This window comes from Xanthobacter dioxanivorans, assembly GCF_016807805.1.
In the GTDB taxonomy this organism is placed as follows: Bacteria; Pseudomonadota; Alphaproteobacteria; order Rhizobiales; family Xanthobacteraceae; genus Xanthobacter; species Xanthobacter dioxanivorans.
Map to the genome: position 1 here is coordinate 988,485 of NZ_CP063362.1, position 20,832 is coordinate 1,009,316.

Below are 20,832 nucleotides of genomic sequence, written 5' to 3' on the forward strand. Positions count from 1 at the left end.
CAGCCCGATCGGCCGACGGATGTCGTTGTAGGCATTTCGCGCATGGCCAGCCTGCCCGTCTTGCCATTTCGCGCCAATCGCGCGCCGCTATTCTCCCCCGCCGGTAGCGAACCCCCCGAGATTCGGCGTTGTAAAAAGCGTCAGCGGCGATCGCGGCGAGGCGCCGGGTTGCGCAGCAGCCTGGTGACGGATTTCCGGGACTCACGGGCGACATACGAATTTTTTGCTCGAGCGCGTTTTGATCGAGCGACAAGCCGCCACCATGAGAGGCGCCTAAACTTCAGGCCGCCGTATTCGGCAATCAGGCATGGCACTGAGAAGCGAGGGCAAGCGTTCGGCTGCGCAAGCCTTACCGAAATACCAACCCTGCAGCATGTCACAGCCCAGATCGGTCAGAAGTTCGACCTGCTCGACGGTCTCGACTCCTTCAGCGGTAACGACCGCACCCAGGCCATGGGCAATATCGATCACCCCGCGGACGATGGCCTGATCCTCGTTTGACAAGACCATGTTGGCGACAAAGCTGCGGTCGATTTTCAAGCGATCGATCGGAAGCTGGCGTAGATGCGTGAGCGAGGCAAAGCCCGTTCCGAAATCATCGAGGGCGATTTCGACTCCGGCTTCATGGAGACGGTGAAGGCCCCACTCGACACGCTTCTGATTCGCTCCCAGAAACATTCCTTCGGTCACCTCGGCGCAGAAACTGGACAGCGGAATGCCGGTTCCTGCGCTGAGGTTGAAAAAATGATCCAGAAAAGCATCCGATTGGAAGTCGGAGCTAGTCAAGTTGAGCGCGACGCGGCCGATCGTGAGCCCGTACGTCTGGAATGCAGCAACGTCGCCGAATACCTTCTTCAGCATGTACGTGCCGAAGGCGGTGCGAACCTGTTGGTCGGCGAAGCCCTCCAGGAAGCCGGCGGGCGACAGCAGGCCTTGTTGCGGGTGGCGCCAGCGCATCAACGCTTCGAGCGAAACCGGATTGTGCTCCGCGACCGGAACGATGGGTTGATAGTGGAATTCGAAGGCGCCCTGCCGAAGGCCGCCTTCAACCTCGGCCAAAAGCAACGCTCTCCTTTCGGCGACATCTCGGAACTGCGGCTGGAAGCTCTCGATACAGTCCCGGCCATTCATCTTGGCGTGATGGAGAGCCAGGCCCGCGGCCTTGAGCAGGTCGGCGCCATCCTCGGCGTGCATCGGGAAAGTCGCGAAGCCAAGGCTCGCCGAATAGCGTCGCGACGTGCCGGCGATCAGCATGGGCTGGCGGATCACCTCTAATGCCGCCTCTAAGACAGCATTCGCCTGTTCACTCGAACAGGCCGTCAAGATCAGCCCGAATTCATCTCCGCCCAGGCGGGAAATGAGCAGGTGCTCGTCAGCGATCGCGCGCAGGCGTGTCGCTACCATTTTGAGAAGATCGTCTCCGGCCGGATGACCAAAGGTATTGTGGGCCTCCTTGAACCTGTCGACGTCGAGAAGCGCGAGGTGAAATTCGCGCTTTGTGCGCGGATACTCATGGACCAGCGAACTGATGTGTTCTTGGAACCGCCTGCGGTTCTCCAGATTCGTCAGGGGATCAATGCTGGCGAGTCGCTCGAGGTCCTCCTTACTCGCGCGCAGCTCCTCCTCCAGCAGCTTACGCGCCGCGATATCGAACCAGATTGAGGTGTAGCCGTTGATCTTCCCGCGCTCGCAGATATGCGGAACGATGCTTGCGTAGACCCAGTAGAGCGACCCGTCCTTATGGCGATTGCAAATCTCCCCGTGCCAGATTCTGCCGCGTACGATCTGACGGTACATGCCCCGCAAGAACGCCGTGTCGTGCTCGCCGGACTTGAGAAGCCGATGATTGGAGCCGATCAATTCCTCTTCGGAATATCCACTCATCTCGCAAAATTTACGACTGACGCAGGTTATTATTCCGCTTACATCTGTTGATATTACGATTATAGTACTATCGATTGCATCGCGAATGAAATGATCGTCCGATTTTATTTGAGAGATCGAGCGCTTCTTGGCCGAAATGTCTTCTAGCATATGCTCAAGATGCGGCATGACAACCATCTCTGGTCGATATTAGACCGATTTTCGTGGAGGATCTTCTACCGGCTGGATCACGATATCACGTCTGGCCTGGAAGCTAGAGGAGAAGGTCCGAGATTTGGTACTCGCGAGACAGTCGAGCCGTTTTCATCATTTCAACTGCCACGCCTCCGTTTGGCCGGAGCCAGCGGCGTCGAAGGTGCAGCGGCAAAAGCAACTCGTCTCATCATCACGTTCCTTTCGTGATTCAGCCGCGGCTTCCGCCGGGATGGCCTCCTCACTGCTCCGAAGAGTGAAGTTTCCGCGCTGTCGGAATCCCGAAAGGAGGCGGCGAAGATCGTGCTCGCCGTCTCCGGGTGGTCGGCGCTCAATCCAGATACTCGACCTTCAGGCGCTGGATCTTGCCATTGAACACGAATGGCTTACGGTCAAAATAGGCAAGCGAGACGGGTGAATAGCTGTCCCGGCCAACGTCGAAGGCATCGTTGGCGGTGAACCCGATCGCGGTCGAGCGCGAGACGCGGCCTTTGGCTACCTCCTTGCCGTCCACGCGGACAACGATGTCGAGAGGCGCGGGGCGTACCCCGTTGGCCTTGCGAGTTTCGACCTCGATCTTGACCTTCCCAGTCGGGAGGGGGGATGAGCTTTCCAGCCGCGTCCGCTCGACCTCGAAGAGGTTGTACTCGTAGCTGAGCTTGCCGTTCTCAACCCACAACGCGACGCCGCCCGAGACGGCGCCAAGCGCGTAAAGCACCCCCTTCGAGTTCGCCTGCAGATCGGCATCGATGATGACGAGGTTGCTACGCGATCCGAGCTGCGGCGCGGTGAATTCCGGGACCGCAATGACCTCTTGGGTGAACTCGAACACCTTGGCAGGATTGGATGGTGCGTCTTCCGGGTGAAAGACAGCCGACCACAGTCCTCCGCCGATGGGATAGGCCTTGTTGGCTTTCGCGCTCACCTCGAACGCCTTTTTCAGCTCATCGAGCTTGCCGGGATTGGTAGCGGCCAAGTCCTTCGCCTGCGAAAAATCCTTCTTGAGATCGTAAAGCTCCCAGACGTCGTTCTTGGGCGTCCATGTCATGATTGAAGGATCGACACCTGCTTGCCAAGGCACTCTCGGCCCGAAGGCGGACGCGATCCAGCCGTCCTTGTAGTAGGCGCGGCTGCCCATGACCTCGAAATACTGTTCCTTCTTGTGGTCCGGCTCCATCGGGGATGTGAAGGAATAGGTCATGCTGGTGCCGTCGAGCGGATCCTGGGTGACCCCGTCGACAAGCTTGGGCGGCTTGATGTGCAGGACGTCGTAGATCGTCGGCAGGATATCGTTGACGTGATGGAACTGCGGACGCGGTGTCTTGTCGGGCTTGATCCGGCTTGGCCAGGACACGGCGAGCGGCGTGCGCGTTCCGCCGAAATGCGCCGCGATCAGCTTCGTCGAGCGATACGGAGTGGAGCCCGCCCAAGCCCAGCCGGCATGGTACATGTTGTCGACCTTGGGCGAGCCGAGCACGTCCAGACCGCCGAGCTCGTTCATGGTGCGAATGTGATCCTTCACGTCGGAAGGAATGCCGTTCTGCGCCAGGAGTTCGCTGATCGTGCCGTTCTGACCTTCGGCGCTCGAGCCGTTGTCGCCCCAGATGTAGAAGACCAGCGTGTTGTCGCGGATGCCGAGCTCGTCCAGGGCATCGATCAACCGGCCGGCCTGCGCATCGGCGTGCTCGGTGTATCCGGCGAACACTTCCATGAGCCGACGCTGGAACGGCTTTTCGTCCTCGGGAATATCGGCCCACGCGGCAAGCGTCTTCGGTCGCGGCGTCAGCTCGGTGTCTTTCGGGATCCAGCCGAGTTCCTTCTGGCGGGCGAAGACGCGCTCGCGCATGACGTCCCAGCCCTCGTCGAACTTGCCCTCATATTTGTTCGCCCACTCCTTGAAAATGTGATGCGGGCCATGAGAGGCCCCCGGCGCCCAATACATGAAGAAGGGCCGATCCGGCGTCAGCGCATGGATCTGCTTCATCCATGAAACCGCCTTGTCGGTCATGTCCTCGGTGAAGTGGTATTCCTTCTTCCCTTCGGAGGGATTCACGCGAACCGTATTCTCGACGACCGCAGGCTCCCATTGCGAGGATTCTCCGGCAAGAAAGCCGTAGAAGTAGTCGAAGCCGATCCCCTGGCCCGCCGGCCAGTTCGTATAGGGGCCGACGGCCGTGGTCTCGTTGGCCGGCGTGTTGTGCCATTTTCCGAAGGCGCTCGTCGCGTAGCCATAATAGCCGAGGACCTTCGCCGCGGTCGCCGATGTGCGCGGGATCCGGCCGGAATAGCCGTCCCAGTCGTTTGCCAGTTCGGCGATCTGGCCGTAGCCGACGCGATGGTGATTGCGCCCGGTCAGCAGCGCCGCGCGAGTGGGCGAGCACATGGCGGCATTGTGGAAGCGGTTATAGGTGATCCCGTCACCGGCGACGCGGCTCAACGTGCGTGTATCGATCACGCCGCCGAAGGTGCTCGGCAGCGCCGGGCCGACGTCGTCGAGCATGATGACGACGATGTTGGGTGCATTGGCGGGCAAGTGCGACTTCACCGGCAAGGGGCTGTAGGTCGACTCCGCGATCGTCGGACCAGCCTTGCTCCCCGAGGGCGTCAGCGGGAACGGCAGCGATTCCTGGGCCGGGGCCGCTGCTGGCGCTCCCAACATCAGCAGCGTCGTGCTCACGCCCAACCAGCGCGCTCGAAATGGGTGACTAGGAGACCGTTTCATTCATTTCTCCATTTCGAACAACACACCTGAACCCGACATGGCTCGTTGACGTATCGATCGCCTCCGCATGGCGCGCTGCGGGTCGGTAGCGGCGGCAGTAGTTCGGAGCGCACAGATGCGACCCGCCCTTCAAGACCTTCCGCGGAATTTTGATCTGGGGGAGACACGGGTCGTAGCTGGCGGCCTCAGGCCCCCCGCGCGGGTTTTTGGGGATGCAGCAGGCTTTCGTCGCGTCCGCTTCGTGTTTCGGGGCGAACCAGTCGGACGTCCACTCCCAGACGTTCCCGATCATGTCGTAGAGACCGTATCCGTTGGGCGGAAAGGCCTTTACGGGCGAAGTGCGGGCGTATCCGTCGAGCTTGCGATTGACCTTCGGAAACGATCCTTGCCAAGTATTGGCCATGTAGCGGCCATCGGGGCTCAGTTCCGATCCCCAGGCATATTCCGCCCGGTCGAGCCCCCCGCGGGCGGCGAACTCCCATTCGGCTTCCGTCGGCAGATCCTTGCCCTTCCATCGAGCATAGGCCCGTGCGTCGTGGTAGGTGACGTGGACAACGGGATGATCGTCCAGTCCGGCCAGGCCGCTGTGCGGCCCATGGGGCTGGCGCCAATTGGCGTCCTTGAGAAAAGTCCACCATTGCGACCAGTCGTGGAGATCGACCCGCCCGGCAGGCTCCCGGAAGACGAGCGACCCCGCATACAGCATCTCCGGCAAGATGCCGGGATAGTCGCGAGGGTCGGGCGCGAATTCGGCAAACGTGCGATATCCGGCGGCTGCCACGAACTCGGCAAACTGTGCGTTGGTGACAGGGGTCTCGTCGATGAAGAAGCCGTCGACGCTCACGCGATGGGCCGGCCTCTCTTCGGGGTAATGATGATCGGATCCCATCCAGAAGCTTCCGGCAGGCACGAAGATCATGCCATCGCGCGCTCGCTCCAACGACGCCCTCGCCTGAACCGTCCCTGCCTGCATTGCCAGCCTTCCCGCCCACTTGCATCACGAAGGCCAGCACACGCGTGAGCCAACGGGACCACGCCATCACTGCCCGGACAGAGCCGCGGCCTCGGCGGTGCGCGCTTCGGGGCGCTGCAACACGCGATCGCGGCCAGATCGGCAAGCGAATTCGACTGCGAGATTTTCGAGCATGGCCAACCTGCCCGTCTTGCCTTTTCGCGACAATCGCCACCGGGTAGTCTTCAACCCTGCGGTCGCGAATGTCTTGGGATTCGGCCTTGTGAAAGGCGTCAACGCGGTGATCGCGGCGAGGTCAGATGGCTGATATTCCTTTGACACGCGGCCAGTTCCTGCTGCCCTTCGTCAGCATCCTCGACGATATCGGCGCTCCGACGGAGACGCTCCTGGAGCGGTCCCGGCTGCCCTCGTCTCTGGCCGAAAAGAGCGATCTCTATTTGCCGCTCCTGCCGGCGCTGCACTTCGTCGAGACTGCCCAGAGAACCCAGGGCATCGCGGATTTCGGCTTTCTCGCCGCCCAACGCCTGCATTTCTCCCATATGAGAGAAAAGACGCGGGCCCTGATCGCGCACTCTCCGACGCTGCTCGTCGCGCTCCGGCACGCCTGCTATTGGGCGTCGCGAGAAGACACCATCCTCAGCATGTGGATCGAACATGGCGCCGATCATGTGCGAGTCTGCAGCCGGCTTGCCGGGACGGGGCGACTGCATCTGAAATACGCGCAATGGATCCAGAATATTTTCCCGATCCACATTGTCCGGCAATTCGCGGGGCCTGACTGGATGCCGACGGCGATCGCCTTCGAGTCGTCTTATGCGCCGAGCCCGGCGACGCGATCCTGCTGGCCGAATGTGCGGTTTCTGTCAGGCCAGCATGCCGCCTGGATTAGCCTGCCGATCACGTTGCTCGGCCTCCCCAACCGTTCGACCGCCTCGTTTGCGTCGCCGCGCGACAATGAAGACGGCCCTTCCGCCTATGACATCGTCGATCTGCTCAAGCTGATGCTGCCCGCCTATCTCGACGAGGGCACCACGGCCCTTGCCGACGTCGCCGAGATTGCGGGCGTCAGCGCGCGGACGCTTCAACGAAGGCTCGCCCATGTCGGCCTGTCCTATTCGGACCTCCTCGACACGGTCAGGTACGAGAATGCGAGCCGGCTGCTGCGCGACAGCGATTGCAAGATCATCGACGTCGCCTTTTCCTCCGGCTACACGGACCCTGCGCATTTTAGTCGCGCCTTCCGACGAATCTCAGGCGTGACGCCGCGTCAGTTTCGTGAGCTGTCGCGCCTTGGCTAGCGGATTGACCCCAGGAATTGTCCCGGGCATCCGCGCCGCACCGCTGGCGCCGGTCAAACCATGACATGCTGGGACTAAACACCTAGGGCGCTTTCGAGCGAAGTGGAGACCGATTCGCGTGAAGAAATGCGTTTCCCGATACCGTGAAACGGGAAACGCCCGAGGGACGATTCGCTGACCGGACCGACAGGACCGGTTTTCCATCCGATCGCTTATCGCCTCCAACTTATTGAGTGGGGAGGGGCGGCGGAAACCCGTGGTTAACGCTAAAGTAATGGCACCGCTGCAGTCTCACGGCGTCATCGTCCGCCTGAGCCGCAGCGCCGGGCCGGCAACGCCACGCAAGACGCGGGGCGCCGGCCGCTTCGGAGCGGGGGCGGCAAGCGATGACCTCAGTGCCGACCCGCGTCGCGGAGCAATCAGGGGGAAGCATGTTGATGCCGCACGCGGCGCAGCCGGGCGCCACGGACACGGCTCCGGATACCGGGACCGCCCCCCTCGGGTTCACCCTGCGCGACCTCCTGATCGCCACCTTCTATCATATCCGGGTCGTGCTGCTGGCGGCGCTCCTGCCGTTCGCCGTGGGCGTGGGCGCGGCGGTGACGAGCCGAACCGAGTACACCGCCTCCAGCCTGCTCATGGTCATCGTGAGCCGCGAGGTCTCCAACTCCCAGAACGTGACCGACACCGGCCCCTCCGTGCTCAGCATCGAGGGACTGAAGCAGGTCGAGTCGGAGGTGCAGATCATCGAGAGCGCGGATGTCGCCCGCGCCACGGTGGAACAGGTGGGCGCCGACCGCCTGTTCCCCCCGGGCCGGTTTTCGGCCATCACCCGACTGTTCAGCTCCGACAAGGACGTGTTGGACAAGGCGGTGGAACGCTTTCAGGCGAGCGTGCGTGCATCCGTCCTGTCGGATTCCAACGTGATCCGCGTGAGCTTCACCAATCCCGACCGCGACCTGGCGGTGGAGGCCGCCGACGCGCTGGTGAAGAACTATCTCGCGGCGCGGCGACGCCTGTTTGAAAACCCCACCGCCAAGATCCTGAACCTGGAGGTCACCCGCTTCAGCCGCGACCTCAGCACGGTCGATGCCGAGATCGAGAAGCTCAAGGCCAAGGCCGGCATCATCGAGTTCAGCCAGGACGCCATCCTCGCCGCCAACCAGGTGGACGGCATCCTGCAGCGCCGCCGCCAGGTGGCCGAGCGCGAGGTGGCGGTCACCGCCCAGCTGACCGAGGCCGAGAAGCAACTCGCCGCCTTGCCCGACTCCGTCTTCGACTTCTCCGAGAAGACCGACGCCCTGCCCGGAGACGAGGACAACAACACGCTCAGCAAGCTGCTGCTGGAGCGCGACCGCATCGCCTCCCAGTATGCCCCCGGCAGCCAGTTGCTGCGCGACCTTGAACGGCAGATCGTGACCATACGGGCGCGCATCAAGAGCCGTTCCGAGCGCCGCTATTCCACCGACCGCGCGGTCCGCAATCCTCAGGTCAACTACATCCAGAACATGATCCTGAGCCTCAGGGTCGAGCAGGATTCGCTCTCCCGTCAGAAAGGGGAGCTGGTGCAGCAGCAGCGGGTGGCGGAGGAGCGGCTTTCCGCCTTGCGCGCCGCCGAGACACCGCTGATCGAGCTCAACCGCAAGCGTGACTCGCTGAGCGAAGGCTTCCGCGAGTATCAGCGCCGGGCCGTCGCGGCCTCCATCGAGGAGGCGGCAGCCCAGTCTCGCCAATCGTCGGTGCGGGTGGTGCAGGAGGCAGGCTCCGCCGTCACCAAGCGCTCACTGGCGCTGCCGCTGCTGGCGGCGGGCCTGTTCGCCGGGCTATTGTTCGGCGCCGCGGCCGGGGCCATCACCTCGACGCTGCGCACCTCCTTCATCATGCCGAGCGAGGCCGAGCGCGTGCTCGGCATGCCGGCGATCGCGGTTCTCGACGAGGATGCGGAGCAGCCCGAAAGCCTCGCCACCGAACGGGCGATCGGCAGTTGCGCCACCATGCTGCTCGACACGCGCATCGACGACGAGCCGTTGCGGGCCATGCACTTGCTCTCCCCCGACGCGGACGACGCTTTGCCCTGGTTCGCCCGGCGCCTGGCCGAGGAGTTCGCCCGGCAGCGGCAAAAGCGCACGCTGCTGGTGGACCTGTGCTCAACGACCCCGTATCCGCTGGATGCCGGCGGCGGTGAAGTGCGCGGCGGCATCGCCGTGACCGGCACGCCGGTGCCGCTGCTGTGGGCCGCCGCGGATGTGGAGCGCTCTCCCCTGCTCGACATCCGCCTGCCCATCGCCGAGGCCGAGTTGATGATGGCCGAGCTGAAGCAGGCGTTCGACTGCATCGTCGTCTGCTCCAACCTGCCGCGCGCCTCGCTCGTGACCCAGCGCTTCTGTCAGCTGGTGGACGGCAACATCATGGCGGTGCAGGCCGAGCGCACCCGCAAGCCCGCCGCCATTCATCTGCGTGATTCGGTGGTCGAAAGCGGCGGGCTGCTGTTCGGATTCATCTTCCTCGGCAGACGCTATTACCTGCCGCAGTGGCTCTATCGCCGCGCGTAGGCCAGCGCACAAAGCCGCTGTCGCCGAAAGAAAAGGGGCGCGATGGCGCCCCTTAAGTTTTTGAAGCACCGACATTTTGCAGCTTAGTGAGCGGTCCGATACCGTCAATAAGCGATCGTTAACCATGCGCCTTTAGGGTGGTTTTACCACGTTCGACGGTTCTCGCCGCAGATTCCTCTGTTGACGCCTCCTCACAAGGCGGCCGAAACATGATCACCTGCGCGTTAACCATTTGCTTATGATTCGTTGCGGGGGTTCGTCGATGGTCTTGCCAGAGTGCGACGGGGTGGACACCGCTCGCGGCACGGCACCGGACATGATCCGCTCCGCGACCCGCGGCCGCGGGCCCGCCGCCTGGCGCATCGGGGTGGCCATCGCGGGGATCAGCCTCCTGCTCAATGGCTGCGCTGCCATCGCCACCTCGCAGAGCACAGGCACGGAGCCGTTCACCACCGGGCACGAGCTGCGTTTCACCGAACTGAATTCCGACCGCTTCAAGCCCTGGACCGATCAGGTGCCGAGCTATCGCCTGGGTCCCGGCGACAAGATCAAGGTCAAGTATTTCATCACCCGCGAGATGGACGAGGACCTCACCGTCAGCCCCGACGGGTCGGTCGCGCCCCGCGCCATCGGCCAGATCCGGGTGGAAGGAAGCACGCTGTCCGGCATCCAGGAATACATCCGCCGCGAGTCCCGCAAGGAACTGACGGACCAGAAGGTCGTGGTCTCGCTGGAGGAGGCGGTCTCGGCCCGCATTTATGTGGGCGGCACGGTGGCGCATCCCGGCGCCTTCCGGCTTGCCGACATGGGCACCAGCGTGCTGCAGGGCATCCTTCAGGCCGGCGGCTTCACCGAGGAATCGCGCACCGGGCAGGTGGCGCTCATCCGCCGCGGCCCCAACAACGAGCCCATGCTGCGCCTCATCAACGTGCGCGACGTGATCCAGACCGGCTTCGACGCCAACGACGTGCCGCTGGTGAGCGGCGACATCATCTACGTGCCGCGCTCGTCCATTGCCGAGGTCAATCTCTGGATCGACCAGTTCATCACCAAGGTGGTGCCGTTCCAGCGCCAGTTCAGCTATACGATCGGTTCCTACACTCAGACCGGCGGCGCAAGCTCGTTCCTGCAGTAACCTTGCGGCGGCGCGCCCCGGTACCGTGCAGTTCCCGCGCCGCGAACGGACACGGCGCCCGAAGAGGCTTGGACCCAAGATGCTTGCGGAGTTCGACCCGGCTTCTGCCGTCCGGACGCAGACCTTCCTCAAGGTGCCGTTTGCCTGCCTCGACGTCCCCGGCGCCGCGCAGGCGATCGCCGGGCGCGCGCCGGGCGCGCCGTTCAGCTACGTGGTCACGTCCAACGCCTCGCACCTGGTGCGGCTCAACGAGCACGACGACCCGCGCTTCGTGGCGGCGCTGGCCGCCGCCGGCCTGCACACGCTGGACGGCTCGGTGCCCCACTGGCTGGCCCGCAACCTCTTCGGCCTCGATATTCCGCTCTGCCCGGGCAGCGACCTGACCACGTATCTGTTCGAGCACGTCATCGGGCCGGACGATGCGGTGACCGTGATCGGCGGGAGCGAAGAGATGAAGCGGCGCCTCGTGGAGCGCTACGGCATCCGCACGCTCAACCTGCATGTGCCGCCCATGGGCTTCATCGACGATCCCGCGGCGGTGGAGGCGGCCATCCGCTTCGTGGAGGAGCATCCCGCGCGCTACGTGTTCCTGGTGGCGGGGGCGCCCCGCTCGGAATACCTCGCCCACATGATCCGTGCGCGCGGCAGGGCGGTGGGCACCGGCCTTTGCGTCGGCAGCGCCCTCAACTTCCTCACCGGCCTCGTGCAGCGGGCGAGCCCTGCCTTCCGCCGGCTCGGGCTGGAGTGGCTGTACCGGCTGATCCAGAGCCCGGGGACCCACATCGAGCGGGTGTTCGTCGATTCCCTGCCCATCTTCCGGATCGCAGCGAAGGCGAAACGCGATCCCGCCGCCTACGGGATGAAACGCTCCGGCGCGGACCCCGCATGATGGCGGATGGCGCGGCAGGCCCGCCCGGCACCAGCGCCAGCGCCTCTGTCGCGCGCCCCCGCGTGGTGATGCCGCTGCGGCGCGCGGCGGTCGCGTTCTCCCCCGCGGATGCGGGCCTGAACCACGGCGCGGTGCTGTTCGCCAAACTGGTCTTCGCCGCCACCCTGCCGCTGTTCGCGCAGGTCTTCTATTATCTCAATGAGTATCCCCCACCTTACCTCCTGTCCAAGGGCTGGCCGTTCCTGACCCTGCCGCTGGCGCTCTACGCCATGGCCCGGATGAAACTGCCGGTGGGCGGCATGTTCCTCGTGGTGCTAGCCTATGCGCTCGGCTTCACGCCGCTGGTCTCCATGATCCAGCTGGGCAATGGCTTCCTCGACGCGCTCACCACCACCATCAAAGCCTGGCCCTTCACCTATTACTTCAGCCTGTCGGCCATGCTCGCGCTGCTGGCCGTGCCGGTGACGAGCATCCGCAAGGTGGTCCTGGCCTTCGGCGCTGCGACCTTCGTCCTGATGGTCCTCATCTATCTGGCCGCGCCCACCTCCTGGTACGCGAACAATCCCGCGGACAGCAAGCTGCTGCTGTACGACCTCGAACGCGGCTATCGCGTCTACATGCCGATGTTCTTCGGCATGATCCTCGTGTTCTTCCTCGCGCGCTCGTTCATCCTGCGGCGCAACGTGCTGTTTGCCCTCGCCATCGCCCTCGCCTTCCTGCCCATGCTGTTCATCTTCAAGCAGCGCGCCGCCATCGCGGCCGCGGTGGTGGTGGTTGCGTACGGGATGACCATGTCTCTGCCACCGAAGGCGCGGCGCATCATCTTCGGCGCGGCATTGCTGGGGATGGCGGCCGGCATTGTCTTCATCGCCTACAAGCTCGGCCTGTTCTCCGGCGGCTCCCTGGACGGGGCGAAGGACGCGCTCGGCGCCTCGCTGTCGGTGCGGCAGAATTCGTCGGCGCTGGCCTTCGCCTTCCTCGGTGACGATCCCATGCGCTGGACGTTCGGCGTGGGCGCCACCACCCGCTTCAGCACCACCACGCTCAACGACATCTTCGGCAACGACCAGTTCTTCATCGCCGACCTGGGCTGGATCGGCGTGATCTTCGAGTACGGGGTGATCGGGGCAGCGCTCCTCGCCGTGCTCTACATCTGGTGCTTCATCTACGTCTTCCGCCTGACACGCGACCTTGCGGACGCCTTCACCCTCGCCCTCGCCGACTACGTGCTGTATCTGCTCGTCAGCTCGGCCGTCTATTCGGTGGTGTTCACCCCTGGCGAACTCGGCGTGGTGATGGCGCTCATCGTCCATCTGGATCGGCAGCGGCGCAGGACGCCATGCCCTCCCGCATCGCGCGGACCACTGCACCGCGGCATCAGTCGAACCCTGGGAAACAGCCATGCCACCCGTCATGTCACGCTGGGCCGCGCCGGGGCCCCAAGGAGCGCGGGCTGAAGCCGTGCGCAGCCGCACCCGAGGCGCCCATGCTTGAATCGCTGCAAGTCCTGCGGGCGCTCGCCAGCCTGATGGTGGTGGTGTTCCATCTCGGAGCGCCGCTGCAGCGGCTCGGTCTTATCGCGCCCTGGCCGCAGTCCGGCGCCGCGGGCGTCGATATCTTCTTCGTGCTCTCGGGCTTCCTGATGCTGGTCACCACCTACGGTCGGACCGGCTACACGGCCAGCTTCTATCACAAGCGGCTCGTGCGCATCGCCCCCCTGTACTGGATCGTCACCACCGCGAGCCTCGCCTTGCTGCTGCTCGCGCCGCAGCTGGTGAAGAGCGGACGGGCCGAGACCTGGCACATCATCGCCTCCTACCTTTTCCTGCCGGCCCGGCACCCGGTGCTCGGCACCTTGGAGCCGCTTGTGGTTCCGGGATGGACACTCAACTACGAGATGTTCTTCTACCTCTTGTGGGGCATGGCCCTGCTGCTGCCGCAGCGGCAGAGGCTACCGGCAGTGAGCCTGGCGATCGCCGGCCTCGCCCTCCTCGGCATCGCCGCGCCCGGCGACAACCCGTTCTTCGCCTTCTACACATCTCCCATCATGTTGGAGTTCGTTTTCGGCCTCGCGATCGGCCTCTGGTACCTCAAGGGTCCGACGATCGGGCGCGGATGGGGCTGGGTGCTGATGGGGTGCGGCTTCGTCTCCCTGCTCTCGCAAGGCGACGTGCCACCTGAGACCCGCATGCTCCGCTGGGGCATCCCGGCGGCCATGGTGGTGGTTGGCGCCCTGGTGCTGGAACGGTCCCGGCCCGTGCCCCGGGTCGGCCTCCTCGCCTTGCTGGGGGATGCCTCCTATTCGCTCTACCTGGTTCACGGCATGGTGCTGTCCGCCGTGGGCCAGGTGTTCGTTCGGCTCTCCCCGCAGCTGGCGTTGCAGGGGCCGGCCCTCTACATCGCCTGCGCGGTGACGGCGGTAGGCGCAGCGATCGTGGTCTCCGTCGTGGTCCATCTGCTGGTGGAGCGCCCGCTCCTGCGCCTGATGAGCGAGAAGCGGCCCGCCCGCAAGGCCGCTCCGGAAGGGCGGAGCTGACACGACGTCCCCCGAGGCAGCCTTTTTCGACCGAAGGGCCCTTTCAAGCCTTGCCGAAGTCCGGCAAGGTCTGTCTATTCCGGCCTTCGTGGCCGCTCGCGCGCCGCGCCCCTGCGGAAGGCGCGGAAGGGCGGCCACGGTGCCAGCGTTGTTCGACCGTCGATCGGTTCAGAGAGTTGAGGGGGCTGCGAGATGTTGAGACGGGTGAAGAAGCTCGTGAACGAACCGGCATTTCGCGAAGCCCCGCTGACGGTGACCGGGCGGGCGATTTCCCTGGCCTTGCACGTCGCCTTCGGCCGCAGCCCCATCGCCGAGATCACCCCCGGCGCACGCCTCAAGCTTCCGGCCGACCTGCGCTTCACCACCACTTCGGTCTACCTCCTGCGCGACAGCGTGGAGCCCGAGGTCCGCTATCTCGACAAATTCGTGCGGCCGGGTGACGTGTTCGTGGACGTGGGCGCCAACATCGGCCTGTTCACGCTGAAGGCCGCCACCATCGCCAGTCGCGTGGTGGCGGCGGAGCCCGGGGCCGATGCCGGCCTCCAGCTTACGCAGAACCTCGCCCTCAACGGCTTCAAGAACGTCACGATCGTGCCCAAGGCCATTTCCGACACGGTCGGGAAGGCGGTGTTGTTTCACAATCCCCTGGGCGACGATCCCCAGGCCTTCTCCCTCATCAACGACGGCACGAGCACGGACAGCGAGGAGGTGGAGATCACCACCCTGGACACCCTCGTGGCGGACCTCGGCCTCACGCGGGTCGACTGCATCAAGATCGACGTGGAAGGGGCGGAGGACCGGGTGATCGGCGGTGCCGCCCGCACGCTGGAGACGTTCCGCCCGACCGTCATCTTCGAGATGAACTGCCCCACCCTGGTGAAGGACGGCGGCGACACCGCCGGGGCCTGGAAGGCGCTGGCGGCACATGGCTACCACTTCTTCCAGCTTGAGGACAACGGCGCGCTGAAGCCGCTCTCCGCACGCCCCACCGACTTCGGCAACTACGTCGCCCTCCATCCGCAGGGCCGGGTCCTGGGCGAAGGCTCGACCCATCGGGCGGCGTGACATCCGGCGCGGCCTGACACCGACGTTGGCTGGCCGTGGGTCGACGTCAGGCCGTCCAGCGCCGCAGATGGCCGGTCACGGCGGGGCGGGCCGAAAAAAGGAAATTGTTGACATAGACGGCCCCGCGCCGCGGCCGGGAGCCGTCAGGCACCAGCGCATGGAGCGCCTGGTGTATGGCCGGATCAAACGCCGCAATGGGCTGCATGCGCCCGCCCAGGCGGAAGAAGCCCTGATAGCCGAGCGGCTCCAGGATGCGCATCACGGCGGCCACCGCGCCGGGTCGATGGCGCTCCTCGGCCTCGATCAGCAGGGTCGGCCGGCTGGCGCGCAGCACGCCCGCCGCCCCTTCCAGCACCTTATTCTCGTAGCCTTCCACATCGAGCTTGATGAAGCTGACATCGGCGTCCACGCACGCGTCGAGCCGCGCCAGCGTCACCCGAACGTCATCGACGGGACCGTGCATGTCGTTGGCGAGATTGCCGTCGATGGTGGCGAGCGGCGACATGTCCTGCGGAATGCGCAGCACCGCCTCGCCGCTGCCGCTCCCCAGGGCGGTCTCGAAAAGCCTCAGCTGGCCGGAGGCGAGTTCCTCGGGAAACCGCAGGCGCAGAATGCTGGCGAGGCGCGGATTGGGCTCGAAGGCGAACACCCGCGCGCCCGCCTTGAGCAGCCAGTAGGTGAAGAGCCCGCGGTTGGCGCCGATGTCGCAGACAGTGTCGCCTTGCGCCACCAGCATCGGGAGAAGCCCAATCTCGCTGGCCGGATCTCTCGCCACGTGCTCGTCGATCCATGGGCAAACGAAAGCGAAAACCCGCGGCATGCGGTTCTCGATGATGCCCTTGAATGTCGTCAGTACACGCCCCATTCCGGAACGGCCCCGTTGCGCTGGAAATGGGGTGGAATGCTGTAGCTTCTCCGGTCATACCAGACGCTAGTCAGAAGACAAGGACACCGCAGGGGCGTGATATTACCATCCTCTTGGCCAATGCAGCTTGGCGCTTCGCCGCCTGCGCGATGCAGCGCCGGGTTAGGCTGGCTCCGGAATGCGGGAACAGCCCGGACAATGCCAGACTGACGGGAGATCTTTCTTGAGCCCCCCACCCCCGCGCCGGCCTGCGGTGTTCTTCGACCGCGACGGAGTGCTCAACGTGAACACGGGCTATGCCCATCGGCCGGAGGACTTGCGCTGGGTGCCCGGCGCACAGGCGGCGGTGCGACTGTTCAACGACAGCGGCTACCTCGTCTTCGTGGTCACCAACCAGTCGGGGGTCGCCCGTGGCTACTATGGCGAGGCAGACGTGGACGCCCTGCACCACTTCATGGCCCGGCAACTGGCGGAGGGGGGAGCATGGGTGGACGACTGGCGCTATTGCCCGTTCCACCCGGAAGCCACCGTCGAGGCCTATCGCGCCGCTCATCCCTGGCGCAAGCCGGCGCCGGGCATGATCCTCGACCTCCTCGCCCGCTGGCCGGTGGACACGGCGCGCAGCCTGCTCATCGGCGACCAGCCTTCCGACATGGAAGCGGCGGCCGCGGCGGGCATCGCCGGCCACCTGTTTCCCGGCGGTGATCTCCTCGCCTTCGCCCGCCCCCTCGTCCCGTGACTCGTCTTCCTCATCCGGAGCCGCGGCCATGACCCGCCCCGCCGCACAGGCCCACCCCCTCGCCGATCTCGCCGAAGATGCCCGCGCCTGGATGTTCGGAGCGGCGGCGCCCTTGTGGGCGAGCAGGGGGCGTCACCCCAAGGGGCTGTTCGCCGAGCGCCTCGATAGCGCCGGCGCACCGGACGACGCGCCGCGCCGCCTGTTCGTGCAGGCGCGCCATGTCTATGCCTTCTGCGAGATGGGCCGGCTCGGTTGGGACGGGCCGTGGCAGGCGCTGGCCGGCGAGACGATGGATTATCTGCTTGCCCACGGACGGCGTCCGGACGACCTGTTCATCCATCGCTTCACCGCCGATGGGCAGGTGCTGGACAAGCGGGCCGATCTCTACGACCAGGCCTTCATGCTGTTCTGCCTCGGTCATGCGGGCCGGGCGCTGAGCCGGCCCGATCTGCTCGAGGTCGCGGAAGGGCAAGCGGATGCGCTGGAGCACGGCTGGCGGCATCCGGCCGGCGGCTTTGTCGAGCACGACATTCCCCGCCCGTTCCGCCACCAGAACCCTCACATGCATTTCTTCGAGGCCTTCTCGGCCCTCTTCGCCGTGACCGGCAGACCGCGCTGGAAGGCGCTGGCCGAGGAGATGGCGACCCTGTGCCGCGACCGCTTCATCGACCCGGCCACGGGCGCGCTGATTGAATATTTCACGCAGGACCTCGTGCCCGCCCCTGGCATCGACGGCACCATCGTGGAGCCGGGACACTGCTTCGAATGGGCGTGGCTGTTCGAGGGACTTTCGGCCTGGGGCTGGCCCGGCGCCGAGATTTCCGACCGCCTCGTCGCCTTCGGCCGGCGCACCGGCATCGATCCGGTACAGGACGTGGCCATCAACGAGGTGCTGACCGACGGCTCGGTGCACAAGGCCACCGCCCGCCTCTGGCCGCAGACGGAACGGTTGAAGGTGGCGCTCGCCCGATTGCGCCGCACCGGTCGCCCGGACGAGGAGCGCGAGGCCCGGCGTGCCTATCAGGGCCTCAAGCTCTATCTCGACATGCCCGTTCCCGGCACGTGGCAGGACGTGCTGAACCCCGATGGCACCTTCGTGCCCATGCCGGCGCCCGGCAGCTCGCTCTACCACATCACCTGCGCCATGGCCGAGCTCGTGGATACCGTGGAAGGCCGACGCTAGCGCACGCGCCGATCGGCTGCCTCGCAAGCTGATCGGAAAACGCGTTATCCATCTTAGAGTTGGAGGGCTTTCGAGCGAGGCGGATTCCTGAAGGCTGAAGGACAACGCGTTGAAACAACGCGCCTGGGCAAGGCCGCGCCCATCCGTGCGAAAGCGCGCCGCCTCGCCGCCGTCACGGCATCGGCGCGGCGCAGTCCTTGAGCCCGAGGCTCACGCAGATGGTGAGGGCGAGGGAGCGATAGTCCGGATTGTCCGGTCCCGGCGGACCGGGCGGCTCGAGGCCGATGGCGTAGAGCATGGCCCCGCCCTGCGGATCGCCGAGCACCTCCAAGAACTGCCGTGCCGTGCGTTCGACGGTAAAGCGCGGGCCACCCGACTCGGACGGCATCACCGGGATGCCGAGCGCCAGCGGCCCCTTCCAGAGGTGGCGATAGGCGCGGAACGCCTGCTCCGGCCGGAAGGTCGGGCCCGCGTCGTAGGCCATGATGGAGACAAGGTCGATGCCGCGCGCCTGCGGCGAACGGAGCACGGCGAGCATCATGCCCACATAGGGGCCGTAGCGCGGCTCGGCGGTGGCGAAGGTGCCCTCGCCATAGGCGCCGACGCTCCAGCCCGCCACGGATACCACATAGGGGCGCGGCAGGACGCGGCGCAGATCCGCCAGAACCGCGATGGCGCGAGCATCGTCAGCGCAGGCGACGCGCCCGTCCGGGGTGCGGGTGCAGCCCGAGTCCGGCGTCTCGTAGTCGAGGTCGACGCCGTCGGCGCCGAGATCCTTCACCAACCGGGCGAGGGCCTCGAAATTGCGCGCGTCCCATCCGAAGTGACCCCACCCGCCGACGGAGACGAGCACCCGCACCGTGGGGTGACGTTGGTGTAATGTGGCGATCGCCCCCTTCAGCACCTGCCCGGAAAACGGAAAGAGCAGGCCGGTGCGCGAGAGATCGAGGTTGCCGTCATAGGCGAGGTCCGGCCGGGTGAAGCCGAGCGCCACGTGGGTGATGTAGCCCGGCAGCCGGGCGAGACGGGTGGCCTCGGGATCGTCGGTCTTCACTTCTGTCCATGAGGCCAGATAGGCGAGGAAAGGGCGCGCCGTGTCCTCGGCGCGCGCGCCGCCGGCCGAAGCCGCCATGCCAAGGAAGACCAGGAGGAGCGTTAGAAGACGGACGGCCCGGCCATGCCCTTGGTGATGGTGAGAAGCATGATTCTGATGTCGAACCATATGGACCAGTGCTCGATGTAGAACAGGTCGAGCTCGACGCCCCGCTCGGCCTTCTCCAGGGTGTTGATGCCGCCACGCATGCCGTTGATCTGCGCCCAGCCGGTAATGCCCGGCTTCATCCGGTAGCGGGCCACATACTGGCGGATGGCCTCGTAGCGCACGTTGCTCGCCACCTGCATGTTGGGCACGTGCGGGCGGGGGCCCACCACCGACATCTCCCCCTTCATCACGTTGATAAGCTGGGGCAGTTCGTCGATGGAAGAGGCCCGCAGGAAGGCCCCCACCTTGGTAATGCGCGGATCGGCCTTGGACGTGCCCTTGGAGCCGTCGTCGGAGGGGTCGACCCGCATGGTCCGCAGCTTGTAGCACTGGAACACGCGGTTGTTCAGGCCCACACGCGGTTGGCGGAAGAGAATCGGCCCGGGCGAATCGAGCTTGATGGCGATGGCCGCGATGAGGAGGATCGGGGCGGTGAGCATGAGGCCGATGGCGGCGACCACATAGTCCTCGACCCCCTTGAGCAGGCCGAGGGAGCCCTTGAGCGGCTGCTGTTGCACCTGCAGGGCCGGCTCCCCGGCGATCCGCGTCAGGTTGGCGTAGTTCAGCATGAAGCGATCGGGATCGAGCTCCACGATCACGTCCGCGGCAATCTGGAACATCTGGTTGGCGATGGAGCTGATCGCCTGCGGGTCGTCCCAGCTCTTGGTCACCACCACGATGTCGACGGGATTGTGCTTCACGTATTCGAGCAGGTCCTTGAGACCGCCGAGAACGGGCAAATCGTCCTGCGCCCCCGGCAGCGCCGGCGCGCCCATCGGATGGGCGTCGTCGAACAGGGCCGTGAAGGTGAGAAGGCCGCCGGCGCCCTCTTCCTCGCCATAGCGGCGGACCAGGTCGCGGGCCCGGTCGAGATCACCGATGAGCACCACGTTGCGCCGGAGCACCGCGTGGCTGTGCACCAGGCCCATGCCGATACGCACCAGGACGAGGCGGCCGAGGATGAGGGCGATCGCGGTGACCGCGCCCCAGCCGAGCAAGGCGGCCAGATTGGTGTCACCAATCGGGATGAGGGCGTAGTAGCAGATGGCGACGACCGCACCCGCCGGCGCCCCGGCCACGGCGAGGTGGCCGATCTGGCGCAGCGGGCGCACATAATGCTCGACCCGGTAGCCGCGGCCGAGCTGCAGGATCTGCACGAAGGTGACCGCGCCGATCACCCACAGGATCGCCATCTGGCTCCAGGAGAGGAACTCCCACCGCCAGTGCGCAACCACCGCCGCAAGCACTGCCATGACAAGGTCGCACAGAAGGACGAGCCGGTTGACCAGGCCGTGGGTCCAACGTGTCATCGCCCCCAAGTCCCCAAGAATCAGATGTGAGAGCGCGCAAAGGCCGGCCTGATTCGCAAGGTGGCCCGTCGCGCACATTCACCTTGTTGAAGCCTGTAACCGGTGTCCGCAGGCGGGTCGATGCGTTTCGCCCGGATCCTGACACCAGATCCCGAGCGCGACCTTATGTGCTTCTGATTAAGAAGTGGTAGGCAGTCAAGGCGTTCCGGGGCCCGCCGGGCCGGAAAG

Annotated in this window: 16 protein-coding genes; 10 read left to right on the top strand and 6 right to left on the bottom strand. The window is 65.4% G+C overall.

Annotation, left to right across the window (positions count from 1 at the left end; translation table 11 throughout):
• Positions 1-273 precede the first annotated feature (273 nt).
• From EZH22_RS04770 to EZH22_RS04780, 3 genes are all read right to left on the bottom strand, one after another.
• Positions 274-2,052, bottom strand: coding sequence for a putative bifunctional diguanylate cyclase/phosphodiesterase (locus EZH22_RS04770; RefSeq protein ID WP_203194616.1), 1,779 nt, complete (start codon positions 2,050-2,052; stop codon positions 274-276).
• Between the two features lie 355 nt (positions 2,053-2,407).
• Positions 2,408-4,798 (bottom strand): arylsulfatase, encoded by a 2,391-nt coding sequence (locus EZH22_RS04775; RefSeq protein ID WP_203194617.1) that lies wholly within the window; start codon positions 4,796-4,798, stop codon positions 2,408-2,410.
• The gene (locus EZH22_RS04780; RefSeq protein WP_203194618.1) at positions 4,782-5,717 is read right to left on the bottom strand and encodes a formylglycine-generating enzyme family protein; all 936 of its coding nucleotides are present in this window, start codon (positions 5,715-5,717) and stop codon (positions 4,782-4,784) included. The genes EZH22_RS04775 and EZH22_RS04780 overlap by 17 nt, the downstream gene beginning before the upstream one ends.
• Before the next feature lie 226 nt (positions 5,718-5,943).
• On the opposite strand from EZH22_RS04780, the gene EZH22_RS32340 reads away from it, so the two are divergent.
• From EZH22_RS32340 to EZH22_RS04815, 8 genes are all read left to right on the top strand, one after another.
• Entirely contained in the window at positions 5,944-6,078 is a 135-nt protein-coding gene (locus EZH22_RS32340) for a hypothetical protein (protein WP_269902906.1), read from the top strand.
• Positions 6,071-7,069: a helix-turn-helix transcriptional regulator gene (locus tag EZH22_RS04785; protein WP_203194619.1), complete on the top strand. Its 999-nt coding sequence runs from the start codon at positions 6,071-6,073 to the stop codon at positions 7,067-7,069. Before EZH22_RS32340 ends, EZH22_RS04785 begins: the two co-directional genes overlap by 8 nt.
• A 431-nt stretch (positions 7,070-7,500) precedes the next feature.
• Positions 7,501-9,621: a GumC family protein gene (locus EZH22_RS04790; RefSeq protein ID WP_203194620.1), complete on the top strand. Its 2,121-nt coding sequence runs from the start codon at positions 7,501-7,503 to the stop codon at positions 9,619-9,621.
• Between the two features lie 262 nt (positions 9,622-9,883).
• Positions 9,884-10,756 (top strand): polysaccharide biosynthesis/export family protein, encoded by an 873-nt coding sequence (locus EZH22_RS04795; protein WP_203194621.1) that lies wholly within the window; start codon positions 9,884-9,886, stop codon positions 10,754-10,756.
• 79 nt (positions 10,757-10,835) lie between these two features.
• Positions 10,836-11,645, top strand: coding sequence for a WecB/TagA/CpsF family glycosyltransferase (locus EZH22_RS04800; RefSeq protein ID WP_203194622.1), 810 nt, complete (start codon positions 10,836-10,838; stop codon positions 11,643-11,645).
• Complete coding sequence (locus EZH22_RS04805) at positions 11,642-13,102, top strand: hypothetical protein (protein WP_203194623.1); 1,461 nt, start codon at positions 11,642-11,644, stop codon at positions 13,100-13,102. Before EZH22_RS04800 ends, EZH22_RS04805 begins: the two co-directional genes overlap by 4 nt.
• 29 nt (positions 13,103-13,131) lie before the next feature.
• The gene (locus tag EZH22_RS04810) at positions 13,132-14,181 is read left to right on the top strand and encodes an acyltransferase family protein (RefSeq protein ID WP_203194624.1); all 1,050 of its coding nucleotides are present in this window, start codon (positions 13,132-13,134) and stop codon (positions 14,179-14,181) included.
• Positions 14,182-14,373: 192 nt separating this feature from the next.
• Positions 14,374-15,246, top strand: a complete 873-nt coding sequence (locus EZH22_RS04815; protein WP_203194625.1) for an FkbM family methyltransferase — start codon at positions 14,374-14,376, stop codon at positions 15,244-15,246.
• 46 nt (positions 15,247-15,292) lie between these two features.
• Here the strand turns inward: EZH22_RS04815 and EZH22_RS04820 are convergent, their stop codons facing one another.
• Positions 15,293-16,066, bottom strand: a complete 774-nt coding sequence (locus tag EZH22_RS04820) for an FkbM family methyltransferase (protein WP_231711300.1) — start codon at positions 16,064-16,066, stop codon at positions 15,293-15,295.
• Between the two features lie 268 nt (positions 16,067-16,334).
• Here EZH22_RS04820 and EZH22_RS04825 point away from each other — a divergent pair, with 268 nt between their 5' ends.
• Both EZH22_RS04825 and EZH22_RS04830 read left to right on the top strand, forming a co-directional pair.
• Positions 16,335-16,850 (top strand): HAD family hydrolase, encoded by a 516-nt coding sequence (locus tag EZH22_RS04825; RefSeq protein WP_231711301.1) that lies wholly within the window; start codon positions 16,335-16,337, stop codon positions 16,848-16,850.
• Positions 16,851-16,878: 28 nt separating this feature from the next.
• Complete coding sequence (locus EZH22_RS04830; protein ID WP_203194628.1) at positions 16,879-18,033, top strand: AGE family epimerase/isomerase; 1,155 nt, start codon at positions 16,879-16,881, stop codon at positions 18,031-18,033.
• 172 nt (positions 18,034-18,205) lie between these two features.
• Here the strand turns inward: EZH22_RS04830 and EZH22_RS04835 are convergent, their stop codons facing one another.
• Together EZH22_RS04835 and EZH22_RS04840 are read right to left on the bottom strand one after the other, a co-directional pair.
• Complete coding sequence (locus EZH22_RS04835) at positions 18,206-19,165, bottom strand: glycosyl hydrolase family 18 protein (RefSeq protein ID WP_203194629.1); 960 nt, start codon at positions 19,163-19,165, stop codon at positions 18,206-18,208.
• Between the two features lie 23 nt (positions 19,166-19,188).
• A complete protein-coding gene (locus tag EZH22_RS04840) occupies positions 19,189-20,604 on the bottom strand; it encodes an exopolysaccharide biosynthesis polyprenyl glycosylphosphotransferase (protein ID WP_203194630.1) in 1,416 nt (471 codons plus the stop codon).
• Between the last annotated feature and the right edge of the window lie 228 nt (positions 20,605-20,832).

What these genes read in the sequence shown, in the direction of transcription:
- EZH22_RS04840 (WP_203194630.1), bottom strand. Translation starts at nt 20,604, where the DNA reads ATGACACGTTGGACCCACGGCCTGGTCAACCGGCTCGTCCTTCTGTGC.
- EZH22_RS04785 (WP_203194619.1), top strand. Translation starts at nt 6,071, where the DNA reads ATGGCTGATATTCCTTTGACACGCGGCCAGTTCCTGCTGCCCTTCGTC.
- EZH22_RS04835 (WP_203194629.1), bottom strand. Translation starts at nt 19,165, where the DNA reads ATGGCGGCTTCGGCCGGCGGCGCGCGCGCCGAGGACACGGCGCGCCCT.
- EZH22_RS04810 (WP_203194624.1), top strand. Translation starts at nt 13,132, where the DNA reads ATGCTTGAATCGCTGCAAGTCCTGCGGGCGCTCGCCAGCCTGATGGTG.
- EZH22_RS04795 (WP_203194621.1), top strand. Translation starts at nt 9,884, where the DNA reads ATGGTCTTGCCAGAGTGCGACGGGGTGGACACCGCTCGCGGCACGGCA.
- EZH22_RS04815 (WP_203194625.1), top strand. Translation starts at nt 14,374, where the DNA reads ATGTTGAGACGGGTGAAGAAGCTCGTGAACGAACCGGCATTTCGCGAA.
- EZH22_RS04805 (WP_203194623.1), top strand. Translation starts at nt 11,642, where the DNA reads ATGATGGCGGATGGCGCGGCAGGCCCGCCCGGCACCAGCGCCAGCGCC.
- EZH22_RS04800 (WP_203194622.1), top strand. Translation starts at nt 10,836, where the DNA reads ATGCTTGCGGAGTTCGACCCGGCTTCTGCCGTCCGGACGCAGACCTTC.
- EZH22_RS04775 (WP_203194617.1), bottom strand. Translation starts at nt 4,798, where the DNA reads ATGAAACGGTCTCCTAGTCACCCATTTCGAGCGCGCTGGTTGGGCGTG.
- EZH22_RS32340 (WP_269902906.1), top strand. Translation starts at nt 5,944, where the DNA reads ATGGCCAACCTGCCCGTCTTGCCTTTTCGCGACAATCGCCACCGGGTA.
- EZH22_RS04770 (WP_203194616.1), bottom strand. Translation starts at nt 2,052, where the DNA reads ATGCCGCATCTTGAGCATATGCTAGAAGACATTTCGGCCAAGAAGCGC.
- EZH22_RS04820 (WP_231711300.1), bottom strand. Translation starts at nt 16,066, where the DNA reads ATGCCGCGGGTTTTCGCTTTCGTTTGCCCATGGATCGACGAGCACGTG.
- EZH22_RS04830 (WP_203194628.1), top strand. Translation starts at nt 16,879, where the DNA reads ATGACCCGCCCCGCCGCACAGGCCCACCCCCTCGCCGATCTCGCCGAA.
- EZH22_RS04790 (WP_203194620.1), top strand. Translation starts at nt 7,501, where the DNA reads ATGTTGATGCCGCACGCGGCGCAGCCGGGCGCCACGGACACGGCTCCG.
- EZH22_RS04780 (WP_203194618.1), bottom strand. Translation starts at nt 5,717, where the DNA reads ATGATCTTCGTGCCTGCCGGAAGCTTCTGGATGGGATCCGATCATCAT.